The organism is Streptomyces sp. NPDC034111, from assembly GCF_055575375.1.
Map to the genome: position 1 here is coordinate 1 of NZ_JBVIST010000011.1, position 15,364 is coordinate 15,364.

General features: G+C 72.4%; 10 protein-coding genes. 6 read left to right on the forward strand and 4 right to left on the reverse strand.

The window, feature by feature from the left end; all coding sequences use genetic code 11:
- Positions 1 to 429 precede the first annotated feature (429 nt).
- Complete coding sequence (locus ACZ55A_RS23435) at positions 430 to 879, forward strand: PTS sugar transporter subunit IIA (protein WP_468843240.1); 450 nt, start codon at positions 430 to 432, stop codon at positions 877 to 879.
- 78 nt (positions 880 to 957) lie between these two features.
- A complete protein-coding gene (gene ptsP, locus ACZ55A_RS23440) occupies positions 958 to 2,628 on the forward strand; it encodes a phosphoenolpyruvate--protein phosphotransferase (RefSeq protein ID WP_468843243.1) in 1,671 nt (556 codons plus the stop codon).
- A 93-nt stretch (positions 2,629 to 2,721) separates the two neighbouring features.
- Here the strand turns inward: ptsP and ACZ55A_RS23445 are convergent, their stop codons facing one another.
- Positions 2,722 to 3,747: a hypothetical protein gene (locus ACZ55A_RS23445; protein ID WP_468843245.1), complete on the reverse strand. Its 1,026-nt coding sequence runs from the start codon at positions 3,745 to 3,747 to the stop codon at positions 2,722 to 2,724.
- A gap of 169 nt (positions 3,748 to 3,916) precedes the next feature.
- A complete protein-coding gene (locus ACZ55A_RS23450; protein ID WP_468843248.1) occupies positions 3,917 to 5,935 on the reverse strand; it encodes an acetoacetate--CoA ligase in 2,019 nt (672 codons plus the stop codon).
- A gap of 368 nt (positions 5,936 to 6,303) precedes the next feature.
- Here ACZ55A_RS23450 and ACZ55A_RS23455 point away from each other — a divergent pair, with 368 nt between their 5' ends.
- Both ACZ55A_RS23455 and ACZ55A_RS23460 read left to right on the forward strand, forming a co-directional pair.
- Positions 6,304 to 8,709 carry a glycoside hydrolase family 31 protein gene (locus ACZ55A_RS23455; RefSeq protein ID WP_468843250.1) on the forward strand — a complete coding sequence of 802 codons (2,406 nt, stop codon included), beginning with the start codon at positions 6,304 to 6,306 and terminating at the stop codon, positions 8,707 to 8,709.
- 113 nt (positions 8,710 to 8,822) lie between these two features.
- A complete protein-coding gene (locus ACZ55A_RS23460) occupies positions 8,823 to 9,641 on the forward strand; it encodes a M15 family metallopeptidase (RefSeq protein ID WP_468843252.1) in 819 nt (272 codons plus the stop codon).
- 122 nt (positions 9,642 to 9,763) lie between these two features.
- Here ACZ55A_RS23460 and ACZ55A_RS23465 read toward each other — a convergent pair whose 3' ends face one another.
- Both ACZ55A_RS23465 and rox read right to left on the reverse strand, forming a co-directional pair.
- A complete protein-coding gene (locus ACZ55A_RS23465; protein ID WP_468843255.1) occupies positions 9,764 to 10,741 on the reverse strand; it encodes an NUDIX hydrolase in 978 nt (325 codons plus the stop codon).
- A 150-nt stretch (positions 10,742 to 10,891) separates the two neighbouring features.
- A complete protein-coding gene (gene rox, locus ACZ55A_RS23470; protein WP_468843746.1) occupies positions 10,892 to 12,346 on the reverse strand; it encodes a rifampin monooxygenase in 1,455 nt (484 codons plus the stop codon).
- A gap of 279 nt (positions 12,347 to 12,625) precedes the next feature.
- Here rox and ACZ55A_RS23475 point away from each other — a divergent pair, with 279 nt between their 5' ends.
- Both ACZ55A_RS23475 and ACZ55A_RS23480 read left to right on the forward strand, forming a co-directional pair.
- The gene (locus ACZ55A_RS23475) at positions 12,626 to 14,329 is read left to right on the forward strand and encodes a bifunctional diguanylate cyclase/phosphodiesterase (protein WP_468843258.1); all 1,704 of its coding nucleotides are present in this window, start codon (positions 12,626 to 12,628) and stop codon (positions 14,327 to 14,329) included.
- A 219-nt stretch (positions 14,330 to 14,548) separates the two neighbouring features.
- Positions 14,549 to 15,322, forward strand: a complete 774-nt coding sequence (locus ACZ55A_RS23480) for an MIP/aquaporin family protein (protein ID WP_468843260.1) — start codon at positions 14,549 to 14,551, stop codon at positions 15,320 to 15,322.
- Positions 15,323 to 15,364 lie beyond the last annotated feature (42 nt).

A 15,364-nucleotide genomic window follows, 5' to 3' on the forward strand; every position in this document is an offset into this window, starting at 1 on the left:
TCTGGCGTTGACTTTTGGCACGCTGTTGAGTTCTCAAGGAACGGACGCTTCCTTTGGATTCCCTCTCGGGTTTCCTCCGGGCGCTTCCCTTCGGTGTTTCACACTCTATCAGGCCTTTTCCGGCTTTCGAACCGCCGCTTTTCTGCAGGCATGCAGAAGCGCGCAATTCTTGAGTCGCGATCAAGACGCAGTGGAGTGCCGCCCACGTCAACCGGCCGCAGTAGATTGCGTCCTGGCTGTTTGGGGCAGGAGTCAGACACTACAGGCCTGCTGTGGGCGAGGCAAATCGATTCAGCGGGACTCGCGGGGTGCAACCGGCGTCTCACATGCGGAACCGTCAGTTCTTATGACTTACGCTTCTGAACGGTGCGCCGTCCAGGACAGGTAGTGACGGCGGCCTGATGAATCTCCACCCCTGGGAGGCTTCCCATGACCACCGTGACGTCCCCGCTCGCTGGACGCGCCATCGGACTCTCGGCCGTGCCCGACCCGGTGTTCTCCGGAGCGATGGTGGGTCCCGGTACCGCCATCGACCCCGTTCGTGAGCCGTCTGCCGCAGTCTCTCCGGTGGACGGTGTTCTTGTTTCGCTGCACCCGCATGCATTTGTCGTGGTTGATGGTGAGGGGCACGGCGTGCTCACCCACCTGGGGATCGACACCGTTCAGCTCAATGGCGAGGGCTTCGAGCTGCTCGTGAACAAGGGTGACACCGTCACCCGTGGCCAGGAGATCGTGCGCTGGAACCCGGCTGCGGTCGAGGAGGCCGGTAAGTCGCCGGTCTGCCCGGTCGTCGCGCTGGAGGCCACCGCGGACTCGCTCGGTGAGGTGCGCGAGGACGGCGACATCAAGGCGGGCGACCAGCTCTTCTCCTGGCGGTAGCCGGGCGCCGTCCTGAACGGCAGGTACGACATCCACCGCGGCGGCCCGGCCGTCGCATCAAATCCGGAGACGGGTGCAATGGAGACAACGCTGCGAGGCGTCGGTGTGAGCCACGGTGTGGCCATAGGCGAGGTGCGGCACATGGGTACGGCGGTTCTCGAGCCGCCGGCCAAGCAGATTCCGGCGGAGGAGGCGGAGCGCGAACAGGGGCGTGCCCGTCAGGCCGTGGAAGCTGTCGCCGCAGACCTGATAGCACGGGGAAATCTGGCGGGCGGTGAGGCGCAGGCCGTGCTGGAGGCCCAGGCGCTGATGGCGCAGGACCCCGAGCTGATGGCGGACGTCGAGCGGCGGATCGCCGTCGGCAGCACCGCCGAGCGTGCGGTCTACGACGCGTTCGCGGCGTACCGGGCGCTGCTCGCGGGGGCCGGGGAGTACCTCGCGGGCCGGGTGGCCGACCTTGATGATGTGCGGAACCGTATCGTCGCGCGGCTGCTGGGTGTGCCGATGCCGGGTGTGCCGGACAGCGATGAGCCGTATGTACTGATCGCGCGGGATCTGGCGCCGGCCGACACGGCGCTGCTCGACCCGACGCTGGTGCTCGGCTTTGTGACCGAGGAGGGCGGGCCGACCAGCCACAGCGCGATTCTGGCGCGGGCGCTGGGAGTGCCGGCCGTGGTCGCGCTTCCGGGTGCGGGTGAGCTCGTCGAGGGCACGGTGATCGCCGTGGACGGCAGCACCGGTGAGATCTTCGTGGAGCCGAGCGCCGAGAAGCGGGCGGAGCTGGAGAAGGCCGCTGCGGAGCGGAAGGCGGCGCTGGCCGCGTCGTCCGGTCCGGGTGCCACCTCCGACGGGCACAAGGTGCCGCTGCTGGCGAACGTCGGCGGTCCCGGTGATGTGGCGGCGGCGGTTGAGGCCGGTGCCGAGGGTGTCGGTCTGTTCCGTACGGAGTTCCTGTTCCTGGACGACAGCAAGCGGGCGCCGTCCGAGGAGAAGCAGGTCGAGGCGTACCGCAAGGTGCTGGAGGCCTTCCCTGAGGGGCGGGTCGTGGTGCGGGTGCTGGATGCCGGTGCCGACAAGCCGCTGGACTTCCTGACGCCGGCCGATGAGCCGAACCCGGCGCTGGGTGTGCGGGGTCTGCGTACTCTGCTCGACCACCCCGAGGTGCTGCGTACGCAGCTGGCCGCGCTGGCGAAGGCGGCCGAGGGGCTGCCGGTCTACCTCGAGGTCATGGCGCCGATGGTGGCGGACCGGATCGACGCCAAGGCGTTCGCGGATGCGTGCCGGGACGCCGGTCTGCGGGCGAAGTTCGGTGCGATGGTGGAGATTCCGTCCGCGGCTCTCCGGGCGCGGTCGATCCTCCAGGAGGTGGAGTTCCTTTCGCTGGGGACCAATGACCTGGCGCAGTACACCTTCGCCGCGGACCGCCAGGTGGGTGCGGTCTCGCGGCTTCAGGATCCCTGGCAGCCGGCGCTGCTGGACCTCGTCGCGCTGTCGGCCGAAGCCGCGAAGGCCGAGGGCAAGAGCTGTGGCGTATGTGGTGAGGCGGCCTCCGATCCGGAGTTGGCATGTGTGCTGACGGGGCTCGGTGTCACCAGCCTTTCGATGGGTGCGGCGTCGATCCCCTATGTGCGGGCGACGCTGGCCAAGCACACGCTGGCGCAGTGCGAGCGGGCGGCGGCTGCGGCGCGGGCCGCGGACACCGCCGATGATGCGCGGGCCGCGGCGCGGGCGGTGCTCTCCGGGGAGTGATCCTGTGCGGCGCGGTGCGTCGCAGGAGTCGGTGAACGGCCGTCCCGCCCTTGTGGTGGGGCGGCCGTTCTGTGTGCCGCGGTGGCTCTCGGGTCAGTGGCGGTGGGTGTCGGGTGGTGGGGTGAGCGGGAGGCCGGGGGCGTAGGCGACGCCGTGCTCGGGTGGGACCGGTTCGCCGGTGTCGGCGTCGGTGCAGTAGGCGGTGAAGACTTCGGCGGTACTGAGGGGGCGTAGCCAGGAGTCGCGGAGGGACCAGCCGCGGACCGTGTCGCGGTAGGGCTCGCCGGTGGGAGCACGGTCGGTGGGATGGTGCTCGGTGGGCTGGTGGTCGGTGGCTCCGTGGGCGGTGGCTTCGTGGGCGGTGGTCTCGTGGTTGAGTGTCTGGGGAGTGGTGGGGTCGGTGGGGTCCGTGGTGGTGCGGGCGACGATGCCGCCGGGGGTGCCCAGGGCGAGGCCGGCGGCGAGGACCGTGCAGAAGATCAGGGTCTCGGATTCGGCGAGCTGGAGCGGGGCACCGTCGCGGGCGGTGGCGTGCAGCACCGCGAGGAGGGGTGGGTCGCCCGCCGCGACGGAGCAGACCAGGTGGTGGCTGCCGCTGCCCAGGGTTTCGAGGAGCTGTTGGACGGCGGCGGTGGCGCGGGCGAACGCGGCGTGGGCAAGGTCCTCACCGCACTGCGCGCAGCGGCCGGCGCGGGCCAGGAGGGCGGAGGCGTTGTCCCAGGTCGCCTGGCGGCCGGCTTCTTCGACGAGTAACGGGAGCAGCTGGCGCAGCGGCTCGCCTTCGTAGGTCAAGGTGGCGCCGGTCCGGGCGACTTCGGCGGTGTAGCGGGTGCGGCTGTCGGGGCGATCGGGGTCCAGGGCGAGGTCCGCGCAGTACTTCTCGTAGGCGGCCGGGTCGAAGAGGCTGACGGTCGTCAGCACGCCCTGGGCGGTGAGGGTGCGCAGCAGGGTCTCCATCTGCTGGAGGTAGCTGCTGTGGTCGTCGAAGGGGAAGGTGCGGTAGCGGCGCATGGCGGTGAAGTCGCGCTCGTCGGCCAGGACGGCGGCGGCGCTGGGGACTTCGCGGCGGAGGGCGCGGCGGGCGGCGGACGGTCCTGTGGGCCGGGATGTGGTGGTCATGGTTCCCCCTGGGTGGCTCGGTGTGGGGTGACGCCCGGCCGACGGGTGTGCCGGCCGGGCGATCACTCGTCACCGAGAGTAATCGGGGGGTCTGACAACGGCGGTCCGGCGGGGGCCCGCGGCGGTGTCGTCGGTGTGCCTCGGGCCGGCCCCTGCGCCTGCATCCGCTCTACTGTGCGCGGTCGCGGGCCACCTGCTCGTAGAAGTGCAGGAGTTCGAGGTTGTCGACGGAGCCGGGGTTGACGGCCTTGTCGAGCGGGGTGCCCTGGAGGAGGCGTTTGACGGGGACCTCGATGCGCTTGCCGGTGAGGGTGTGCGGGACGCCGGGGGCTTCGATGATGTCGTCGGGGACGTGCCGCGGGGAGAGCTGTTCGCGGATGGTGCGCTTGATGCGGTCGCGGAGGGCGTCGTCGAGGGTGGCGCCGGGGGCGAGGTGGACGAAGAGCGGCATCCAGTAGCCGCCGTCGGGGAGTTCGAGGCCGATGACGAGGGATTCGCGGATCTCGGGGAGGCGTTCGACGGCCTCGTAGATGTCGGCGGAGCCCATCCGGACGCCCTGGCGGTTGAGGGTGGAGTCGGAACGGCCGTGGATGATCACGCTGCCGCGGGGGGTGACGGTGATCCAGTCGCCGTGCCGCCATACGCCGGGGTACATGTCGAAGTAGCTGTCGTGGTAGCGGGTGCCCTCGGGGTCGTTCCAGAAGCGGGTGGGCATGGACGGCATGGGGTTGGTGACGACGAGTTCGCCGACCTCGCCGATGACTGGTTCGCCCTGGGGGTCCCAGGCCTGGAGGTCGGTGCCGAGGCAGGGGGCCTGGAGTTCGCCGATGTGGACCGGGAGGGTGGCGACGGCGCCGGCGAAGCAGCTGCACACGTCGGTGCCGCCGCTGACGGAGGCCATCCACAGGTCGGCGCCGCTCTCCGCGAAGCAGTCGTGCAGCCAGCGGAAGCCGTCCGGCGGGAGCGGGGAGCCGGTGGTGGCGACGCAGCTGATGGCGGAGAGGTCGAGATCGCGGGCGGGGTGGATGCCGGCCTTGCGGCAGGCCATGACGTAGGCGGCGGAGGTACCGAAGACGGTGGTGCGGGTGGCCTCGGCGACCCGCCACTGGGCGGCGATGTCGGGGTGCCCGGGGCTGCCGTCGTAGAGCACGATCGTGGTGCCCACCAGCAGGCCGGCGACGAGGAAGTTCCACATCATCCAGCCGGTGGAGGTGTACCAGAAGAACCGGTCGTCGGGGCCGAGGTCGCAGTGCAGGCCGGTCTGCTTGAGGTGTTCGAGCAGGATGCCGCCCTGGGACTGGACGATGGCCTTGGGCAGGCCGGTGGTGCCGGAGGAGTACAGGACCCACAGGGGGTGGTCGAAGGGGACCTGTTCGAAGACCGGTGCGGTGTCCTGGGTGGTCAGGTCCGACCAGTTCAGGGCACCTTCGGGAGCGGGGGTGCCGAGCAGCGGGATATGGACGACGGCCCGCAGGGTGGGCAGTTCGGCGCGGAGTTCGGCGACGGTGTCGCGGCGGTCGTGCTCCTTGCCGCCGTAGCGGTAGCCGTCGACGGTGAACAGGACGACCGGCTCGATCTGCTGGAAGCGGTCCAGCACGCTGCGGGCGCCGAAGTCGGGGGCGCAGGAGGTCCAGACACCGCCGACCGCGGCGGTGGCCAGGAGGGCGACGACGGCCTGCGGGATGTTGGGGACGTAGCCGCTGACCCGGTCGCCGGGGCGGACGCCGAGGCGGCGGAGTGCGGCGGCCAGCGAGCCGACCTGGGCGCGCAGCTCGGCCCAGCTGACCGGGGTGGGCTCATGGGTCTCGTCGACGTAGAGGAGCGCGGGGGTGTCGGCGCGGGCCGGGTCCTCGGCGGCGCGCAGCGCGTGTTCGGCGTAGTTGAGCGTGGCGCCGGGGAACCATCGGGCGCCGGGCATCGTGCGGTCGGCGAGCACGGTCTCGTACGGGGTGGCGAAGCGGACGTCGAACCATTCGGCGACGGCCTGCCAGAAGGCGGGGAGCTCGTCGACGGACCAGCGGTGCAGGCCGGCGTAGCTGGCGGCGGGGTCGCCCGGGGTGGGGGCGGGCGCTCCGTGGTGGGCGGCGGCCCAGGTGTGGAATCGGGTGACCTGTGCGCCGGCGATGCGGTCCGGGCCGGGCTGCCAGAGGGGTTCCGGCTGAGGGGCGGACTGCGGTGCGGTGGTCATGATGCGGCTCCCGGACGGTACGCGTCGTCTGCGTCGGCGCGCACGGCTGCGGGGGTCTCCCGGCCTGACGTGTGCGCATGACACGGCTTGCCTGGACGATGCCATGTGATCGACTTGTGCACCAGGGTGGACCTCCCACATTCGGGGGGTGGCTCATGTGGTGGCGGCACATGGCGCGGGTCCGGCGTGGAGGTTTCTTGTGGGCTCAGGTTCCCGGAGATCGAAGAGACACCCGAGGGCGCGCCCGGCGGGATTCGGCCATTGGAGGGCGATCCGCAGGCCTTGGCGTGGCCGAGCGTGATCCCGTGCAGGTGAACGGCAGTTGAACGGTGCCCGCCGGCCCGCGTGTCGATGGCAGGCTGACCGGCATGAACGGGCGTGATCTGGTGCGGTCGGTACGGGTGGTCAGGGCGATCGGGCCGGTGCAGGGGCTGCGGTCCGTGCGCGCGGCGTGGCGGGCGCGGCGGGGGGATGCGAGGGCGTTGCCGCGGCGGGCCGCGGAGCGGGCGCGGGTGCCGGGGGCGGCGCAAGGGGCGGAACCCCAGCCGGGCGGTGGGGTGATCCACTTCGCCCGGTCGTCGCTGCGGGTGCGGGTCGCGTCGGGCGGGGCGGTGTTCTGCGGCTGGGACGGGGCCGGGCCGGAACCGTCCTACGCGCTGGCCGGGGCGTGTCCGGAGGTGGATGCGCGGGCGGTGCTGGAGCCCGATACGGAGGGCGGCTGGCGGGTGGTCTCCGAGCGGGTGCTGGTGGTGGTGTCCCGGCACGGCGCGGTGGAGGTGCGGACGCCCGGCGGGGCGGTGCTGCGGCGGGAGCTGCCGCCGCGCTGGTGGGACCGTACGGACGGGCCGGGTGCCTCGGGGGCGGGTGAGCGCGCCGGGCGGCCGGAGGGGTGCGATGCCTCGCGGTGGGTGCAACGCTCGGAGGTGGCGGCCGATGCCCGGTTCTTCGGGCTGGGCGGCCGGGCGCACGGGCCGCGGCTGCGGGACGGTGCGTACCGGCTGTGGAACACCGATCCGGGCGGGGCGTTCGGGCCGGGCGACGATCCGCTGTCGCTGACGATGCCGGTGCAGCTGGTGGTGGCGGACGCCGGTACGCATCTGGTCTTCCACGACAACTCCTGGGACGGCCGGGTGCTGCTGCGCGAGGGCACCGAGGGTGCGGGCTCGGGGCACGACCGGCCGGGCACCTGCGAGCTGCGGATGGACGGCGGGCCGCTGCGCTACTGGGTGCTGGCCGGCACCCCGGCCCGGGTGCTCCAGGTCTGGACGGCGCTGACCGGTGCGCCGGCGCTGCCGCCCCGGTGGGCGCTGGGTCATCAGCACGCCCGGTGGGGGTTCGGCGGCCAGGAGGAGGTGCGCCGGGTGGTGGCCGGCTACCGGGAGCGCGAACTGCCGCTGTCCGCCGTCCATTTGGACATCGACCATTACGACCGGCACCGGGTCTTCACGGTGGACCGCAGGCGCTATCCCGATCTGCCGGGTCTGGCCCGGGAGCTGCGCGCCGAGGGGGTGCGGCTGGTGTCGATCGTGGATCCGGCGGTGAAGGCGCAGCCGGGGGACGCGGTCTACGAGGGCGGGGCGGCGGCGGATGCGTTCGTACGGGACGACCGCGGGCGGGAGGTGCGCGGGGTGGTCTGGCCCGGCGAGTCGGTGTACCCGGACTTCACCGACGCACGGGTGCGCAAGTGGTGGGGCGGGCTGTACGCGGAGCGGCTGGCGCAGGGCTTCTCGGGGGTCTGGCACGACATGAACGAGCCGGTGTCGTTCGCCGCCTTCGGTGAGCAGACGCTGCCGCGCTCGGCCCGCCATGCGCTGGAGGGGCGGGGCGGCGACCACCGGGAGGCGCACAACGTCTACGGGCTGGCGATGGCGCGGGCCGGCTTCGAGGGGCTGTGTGAACTGCGGCCGGACGAGCGGCCGTTCCTCTTCTCGCGTTCGGGCTGGGCGGGTATGCAGCGCTACGGGGGCAGCTGGTCGGGGGATGTGGCGACCGGCTGGCCGGGGCTGCGGGCCTCGCTGTCCCTGGTTCTGGGGCTGGGGCTGTGCGGGGTGCCGTACAGCGGGCCCGATGTCGGCGGGTTCTCCGCGGTGCCCTCCGAGGAGCTGTATTTGCGCTGGTTCCAACTCGGCGCGTATCTGCCGCTGTTCCGTACCCATTCGGCGATCTGGGCGGGACGGCGGGAGCCCTGGGAGTTCGGCATAGAGGTGCTCGCGCACGCCCGTACGGCGCTGCGCGAGCGGCAGCGGCTGCTGCCGTACTTCGAGACGCTGGGGCAGCTGGCGCGGCTGACGGGGGCGCCGTACGTCCGTCCGGTGTGGTGGAGCTCGCCGCGGGACCGGGCGCTGCGGGACTGCGAGGACGCCTTTCTGCTGGGGGATGCGCTGCTGGTGGCGCCGGCGCTGGCGGAGGGGGTGACCCGGCGGCCGGTGCGGCTGCCGCGCGGGAGGTGGTACGACACCGCGACCGGGCAGGCGCACGACGGGCCCGGGCAGGTCTGGGTGGACGCACCGCTGTCACGGATTCCGGTGCTGGCGCGGGCCGGTGCGGTGCTGCCGGTGGCGGGCGAGGACGGCGGGACGGAGCTGGAGGTGTGGGCTCCGGCGGCCGGGCGTGGGGGCGCCGGTCTGGTGGTGCCGGACACCGGGGACGGCTGGCAGCGGCCGACGGTGGAGCGCTTCGCCACTCGGTGGCAGGGCGACCGGGTGGTCGTGGAGCGACGGGACGGCGGTCCTGTGGGGTATCAGGTGCGGGTGCGCGGGCTGGAAGGCGGTTGACCGGCACACCGTCCGAGCAGTAGCGGTGGCGGTCTTGGTGCGCGAGGGGGCGGTAGCTGACGGGCCCGGTCGCGGTCTTCCGCGCCGGGGCCCGCGCCTGGTACAGGGGGGCCATGCCGAGAATCACTGCCACACTGCGCGGCCTGGCCGTCGCTGCCGCCGCCCTGATGACCGTCACCGCGCTGCCGTCGCCCGCGGCGGGGACCGCCCGCCGGCCGGCATCGCCGCCCAAGGTGCTCAAGGCGCCCAAGGCGCCTGAGGAGTTCGTCGCCCTGCGCGCGGTGGATCCGACGATCATCCAGGAGATGCGCTACTTCACCCCGCACACCTTCATGGGCGTGCCGGTGGACGGCTACCGCAGGCCGAGGTGTCTGCTGACGCGGGATGCGGCGCGGGCGCTGCACCGCGCTCAGCTCTCCTTCCTCGCACGCGGCTTCTCGCTCAAGGTGTACGACTGCTACCGGCCGCAGCGCGCCGTCGACCACTTCGTCCGGTGGGCGAAGGACCTCGGCGATCAGCGGATGAAGGCCGAGTTCTATCCGCGGGAGGACAAGTCGAAGCTGTTCGACGACGGCTATATCGCCGCCAAGTCCGGTCACAGCAGGGGCAGTACGGTCGATCTGACGCTGGTGCGACTGCCGGCCCTGCCCACCCGGCCGTATGTGCCCGGTGAGCCACTGACGCCCTGTTACGGGCCGAAGGCCGCGCGTTTCCCGGACAACTCGCTCGACATGGGGACCGGCTTCGACTGCTTCGACACTCTGGCGCACACCTTCGACCCGCGCATCCACGGGCGGCAGTTGGCCAACCGGCTGCTCCTCAAGAACGGTCTGGAGCGGGCCGGATTCGTGAATCTCCCGGAAGAGTGGTGGCACTTCACCTTCAAGCCGGAGACGTTTCCTGACACCTACTTCGACTTTCCCGTGCAGTGAGCCGACGGGTCGCCTTGTCCGCCGCTGTGGGCCCGTACGCCCCTGAGTGGTAAGGGGGTTGTGTGGTCGGTGGCCGGCCGGCTACGGATGCGGCGACGGGCCCGGCAGGGTGGCCGGGGGTGTCATCGCACGCTGTCCTCCCGGTCGGGGCGCAGCAGCGCCGGGTGCAGCAGCCGGGCGTCGCCCGCCCGGTAGAGGCGGGCGCGTGGGCCGCCGCGGGCACCCCCGCGGGCCGCGGTGGCGCCGGTCGACTCGACGAACCCGGGGACGGAGAGCACTTTGCGGTGGAAGTTGCCGGCGTGCAACGGGCTGCCCCAGATGGATTCATAGACGCCGCGGAGTTCGACGATGGTGAACTCCTCGCCGAGGAAGGCGGTGGCCAGCGGGGTGTACTCGATCTTGGCGCGGGCGCGGTCGAGGCCGTCGGCGACGATCCGGGCGTGGTCGAAAGCGAGCGGGAGCAGGTCCGCCGCGGCGTCCCCGGCGGGCACCGGGCCGGCTCCGGGCCGGGGCACGGCATCACCCCCGTCGATCCCGTGCCCCGGACCCTGTTCTGGGGGACGCGGCCGGGCCGCGTCCGGTTCGCCGGAAGTCCGCGGAGTACCCCTCTGGGGTGACGTCCGCTCGGCCGCGCTACCGAGGTCCAGCCGGGTGACCGGTATCCAGGCCGCGGCCGAGGCGTCGCCGCCGCCGCGCGCCTCGGGGAGGTCCGGGGCGAAGGCGAGGTAGGCGACGGTGACGACCGGCATCCGCGGGTCACGGCCTGGATCGCCGTACGAGCCGAGCTGTTCGAGGTGGACACGCTCCAGCTGGGTGGCGTCCAGCCCGGTCTCCTCGGCGAGTTCGCGGGCCGCGGCCTCGTCGAGCGATTCCCGGCCGGCGCGGACGAATCCGCCCGGCAGGGCCCAGGCGCCCTGGAACGGCCGGCCGCCACGCTCGACGAGCAGGACGTGCAGCACCCCTGCGCGCAAGGTCAGCGCGACGATGTCGACGGTCACGGCGATGGCCGGGAAGTCCCGCGGGTCGTAGGCCGCGAGGAAGGCGCGCTCGTCACCGTCGTCCGCGTCACCGCTCCCGACGCGCTGTCGGTCCGTGTGCACGGCCGCCACCCCCTCGCGATTCATTCTCACCCTGAGTCTTTCTCGGAACGAGAACAACATAGCATCGGGAGGGGGCACCGTCCAGGCGTGTGAATGGCACCAGATGGGGCACCGTCCAGGCGTGCAGGGGGAGTTGACGGCCGCGCGCGCTCAGCTGACGGCGGCGCCGAACCACCTCGGCAGCTGGCTGAGCAGATCTGCCTGCTCTTCACCGGCCCACGCCACGTGGCCGTCGGGCCGCAGCAGTACCGCGGGCACGTCCAGTTCCTCACTGACGTCGACGACGTGGTCGACCCGGTCTGCCCAGCCCGCCACCGAGAGCCGGCCGGTCCGGTCGAGCAGCAGGCCGCGGCCGCCGTGCATCAGCTCGTAGAGGCGCCCCTGCTTCAGCTTCACGTCCCGCATCCGCCGGCCGAGCAGTTCGTGGCCCTCACCGAAGTCGTAGCGGACCCCGACCGCGGTGACCATCTCGGTCACGTACCGGTTCACCTCCTCGAAGTCCATCAGCGTCGTGAACAGCTCCCGCAGCGCGGTCGCCCCCGGATCGGTCCCCAGCAGCGTGATCTGCGCGCGGGTGTTGTCCAGCACGGCGGCGCCCACCGGGTGCCGTTCGGCGTGGTAGCTGTCCAACAGCCCCTCCGGCGCCCAGCCGTTGACCGCGGCGGCCAGCTTCCAGCCGAGGTTGAACGCGTCCTGCACACCGAGGTTGAGCCCCTGCCCGCCGGTCGGCGGGTGGATGTGCGCCGCGTCGCCGGCCAGCAGCACCCGGCCGACCCGGTAGCGCTCGGCCTGCCGGGTGGCGTCGCCGAACCGGGAGAGCCAGCGCGGCGAGTGCACGCCGAAGTCGGTGCCCGCGACCGCCCGCAGCTGCTTCTTGAACTCGTCGAGGGTCGGCGCGGTCGCACGGTCCTCGGCCACGCCGTCGGCGGGCACGATGACGCGGTACGTCCCGTCCCCGTTGGGGATGGTGCCGAACCGCAGTTGGGTCTTGCGGACCTCCGCGACGACGGCGGCAACCGCGGCCGGATCCTCGGTCATCTCCATATCGCCCAGCAGCGTCTCGACCTTGGCGGGCTCGCCGGGGAAACCGACACCGAGCTCCTTGCGCACCACACTGCGGCCGCCGTCGCACCCGACGAGGTAGCGCGAGCGCAGGTGCGTGCCTCCCCCTCCCCCGGCGGCTACGCCCCCACTCGCCAGCTCGACGGTCACCCCGTCCTCGTCCTGGCTCAGGCCGACCACTTCGCAGCCGCGCCGGATCTCGGTACCGAGTTCGAGGGCACGCTCGTTGAGCAGCCGCTCGGTGACCGGCTGAAGGGTGGAGAGGCCGTACGGGTGCGCCGTGTCCAGCCGGTCCGGCCACGGCTTGACGATGCCGCCGAAGAAACCGCCGACCTGGAACGTCTCACTGACCGCGAGGAACCGGTCCAGCAGACCGCGCTGGTCCATCATCTCGACGCTGCGCACGTGCAGACCGCGCCCCCGGGACTGCCCGGTCGGCTCGGCCAGCTTCTCCAGCACGACCACGTGCACACCGTGCAGCCGCAACTCGCTCGCCAGCATCAGCCCGGTCGGTCCACCGCCGACCACGATCACGTCAATCAACACAGCCCCCCATTTCCGCAGAATCTTGCTTCGGCCGGCGATTCTGCGGCACGACCAGGGTCTTGCCGCAAGCCCCCCAGTGCGCTATACGTTGAGAGTGGCAAGGAGCGGGCACGCTCTTTGCCCTTCTTTTTTGTCGTCCGATGCGGGCCGGGGGCCGGGCGGCCGCGGAGCTCCGCGTCGAACGTCCTGTGTGGATCATGCGGCAGTGGTCCGCACGCTCCGGAAGGATGCATGAACAGTGCGTTAATCAGGCCCTGTTCAGCGGTGCGGCGGGGCATGCTGCTACCCGTGCCTGCCTGGACGGACCAGCTCCGCTTCGCGTTCCAGCCCGTCGTGAACCTCTCGACCGGTTCGGTTGCCGCGCTGGAGATACTCGCCCGCCCCGAGCCCGGCGACGTCGATGTGCTGACCTGTGCGCACCGCTGTCCCGATCTGGACGCCGAACTCGCGGCGCTCGCCGTACGGGCGGCGGCCCACCAGGAGACGCTGCTGCCGCTGCACATCAATGTGTTCGCGTCGACGGTGGCCGAACTGCCCCGGATGGCGGTGCTGGGCAAGGCCGTCCACGACGTCGGGCGGCGGCCGTGGGAGATCACCCTCGATCTCGGCGGGCCGTTCACCCATGTCCCGCGCGGCGCGCTGCTGGAGGCGGTGGCGGTGCTGCGCGACGAGGGCTACCGGATCTGCGCGGACGGGGTGGGGGACGGTGATCTGCCGCTGCGGCTGCTCGGTGAGCTCGCGCCGGACCTCGTCAAGCTCGACGCCTCGGTGTGTGCCCGGATGGCCACCGACCGGGGGCCGCAGGCCGCGGTGGCCGCGATGCGGCAGCTGTGCGAGCAGGTGGGCGGACTGCTGGCCATCGAGGGCGTGGAGACCGAGCGGCAGTACGCGGCGGTGCGGGAGGCCGGCGTTCAGCTGGCGCAGGGGCACCTGTTCGCGCCGCCCGCGCGCCGGCCGGCCACCGGGGTCTATCTGCCGCCCGCCCTCTCCCCCGCGGTGCCCGGACCGGCGCCCTGCCGCCCGCCGTCCGGGCCGCCGGTCGCGCAGTTCTTGCAGCCCGCCGCGCTGCTGCCGATGTCCGCGTCGGCGGGCGCGGTGCGCAGCCATCTGACCGGCTTTCCCGAGGTGTCGGGGGTGCTGCTGGTGGACGCCGACGGTGTGCCGGTCCGGGCGATCGACCGGGACCGGTTCCTGCTGTCGCTGTCCGGGCGCTACGGGCATGCGCTGTACGCCGACCGGCCGGCGCTGCGGCTCGCGGACCGGCCGCGGACGGTCGGGGCTGACGCCACCGCCTGGCAGGTGCTGGAGGTGATCGCCGAGGGCGACCGGGACCGTACCGGGGACGATGTGGCGGTGGTGGACGAGCGCGGCCGGTGCATGGGTGTGGTGCACCTCGCCGACATTCTGCGGGCGCTGGCCGAGAGCCGGGTGGAGGAGGCCGCGCGGCTCAATCCGCTGACCCGGCTGCCCGGTTCGGACGAGGTCAACGGCGAGGTGGACCGGCGGATCGCCGAGGGCCGGGGGTTCGCGCTGAGCTGGCTGGACGTGGACGGTTTCAAACAGGTCAACGACGGTGCCGGGTTCGCGGCCGGCGATGAGCTGATCCGTGCGGTGGGGCGGGCCCTCGCCGAGGTCGCTGCGGGCGTACCGGCCTGCCGGGTGGGTCATATCGGGGGTGACGACTTCCTGGTGCTGACCGAGCCGGACGGTCTGGACCCGTTCGCCGCCGCGCTGTTGGACGTGGCCTGGTCGGCGGGCGGGCGGCCGGTGACGCTGTCGCTGGCGACCGCGGTGTGCCCGCCGGGAAGTGTCGGCGGACACCATCAGGCCGCGGCCGCGCTCGCCCCGCTGAAGAAGGCGGCCAAGGCGCTGCCGGGGGCGAGCTGGGTGCTGGGCCGGCCCGGCTCGGGGAGTACCGAGATCCGGCGGGGCGGAGCGTCCCGGGTGCCGGGCCAGAAGGGCGTACGGGCCCGCAGGTGACGGCGGCCGTACGGGACCGGGCACGTTCTCCGTCCCGTACTGCCCTCAACATCCTCTGGTGTAGGCGACCTTGACGCCCCCTCACCTCGGGTGAACACTTCCCGGGTGCCGCACCCAGGCACCCGGCCGGGTGGCAGCGGCTGCCCGCTGCCCGCCGGTGGCACGCACCCTGCACGGTGGTCCGGGGGACGTCCCCCGGGCGAGGGACAAGGAGCCGCCATGTATTCCTCTGGGGACATCTTCATCGGTGAAGTGATCGGCACCGCGATTCTGATCCTCTTCGGCGCCGGTGTGTGCGCCGCGGTCACCCTGCACCACTCCAAGGCCCGGGCCGCCGGCTGGGTGGCGATCGCCTTCGGCTGGGGCATGGGCGTACTGGCCGGGGCCTACACCGCGGCGCCGCTGTCGGGCGGGCACCTCAACCCGGCGGTGACGGTCGGCTCGGCGGTCGCCGGCGGCACCGAGTGGTCGAAGGTGCCGGTGTACGTGCTGGGGCAGATGGCCGGCGCGGCGATCGGGGCGGTCCTCGCCTGGGCGCTGTACTACGCGCAGTTCGCCGCCAACGACGGGCGTTCCGGTGACGTTCCGCAGCCGACGCTGGGGATCTTCTCCACCGGCCCGGAGATCCGCCAACCGGCCGCCAACCTCGTCACCGAGATCATCGCCACCCTCGGTCTGGTGCTGCCGCTACTGTTCTTCGGCCACAACAAGGGGATCGGCATCGGCCAGGTGCCGGGCGCACAGGCCGGGGTCTACGGCTCGGGGATCAATGTCCTGCTGGTCGCGCTGCTGGTCGTCGGTATCGGACTGTCGCTGGGCGGGCCGACCGGCTATGCCATCAACCCGGCCCGCGACCTCGGTCCGCGTCTCGTGCACGCCCTGCTGCCGATCCCCAACAAAGGCTCCTCCGACTGGGGTTACGCCTGGATACCGGTCGCCGGCCCGCTGATCGGCGCGGTGCTCTCGGGCCTGGTGTACAACTGCGTCTTCTGACCCCGGCCGGCCCGCACCCCCGCACCGCCCACACACTCGGAG

Coding starts and splice junctions, on each gene's coding strand:
- ACZ55A_RS23435 (WP_468843240.1), top strand. CDS start 430: ATGACCACCGTGACGTCCCCGCTCGCTGGACGCGCCATCGGACTCTCG.
- ptsP (WP_468843243.1), top strand. CDS start 958: ATGGAGACAACGCTGCGAGGCGTCGGTGTGAGCCACGGTGTGGCCATA.
- ACZ55A_RS23445 (WP_468843245.1), bottom strand. CDS start 3,747: ATGACCACCACATCCCGGCCCACAGGACCGTCCGCCGCCCGCCGCGCC.
- ACZ55A_RS23450 (WP_468843248.1), bottom strand. CDS start 5,935: ATGACCACCGCACCGCAGTCCGCCCCTCAGCCGGAACCCCTCTGGCAG.
- ACZ55A_RS23455 (WP_468843250.1), top strand. CDS start 6,304: ATGAACGGGCGTGATCTGGTGCGGTCGGTACGGGTGGTCAGGGCGATC.
- ACZ55A_RS23460 (WP_468843252.1), top strand. CDS start 8,823: ATGCCGAGAATCACTGCCACACTGCGCGGCCTGGCCGTCGCTGCCGCC.
- ACZ55A_RS23475 (WP_468843258.1), top strand. CDS start 12,626: ATGCTGCTACCCGTGCCTGCCTGGACGGACCAGCTCCGCTTCGCGTTC.
- ACZ55A_RS23480 (WP_468843260.1), top strand. CDS start 14,549: ATGTATTCCTCTGGGGACATCTTCATCGGTGAAGTGATCGGCACCGCG.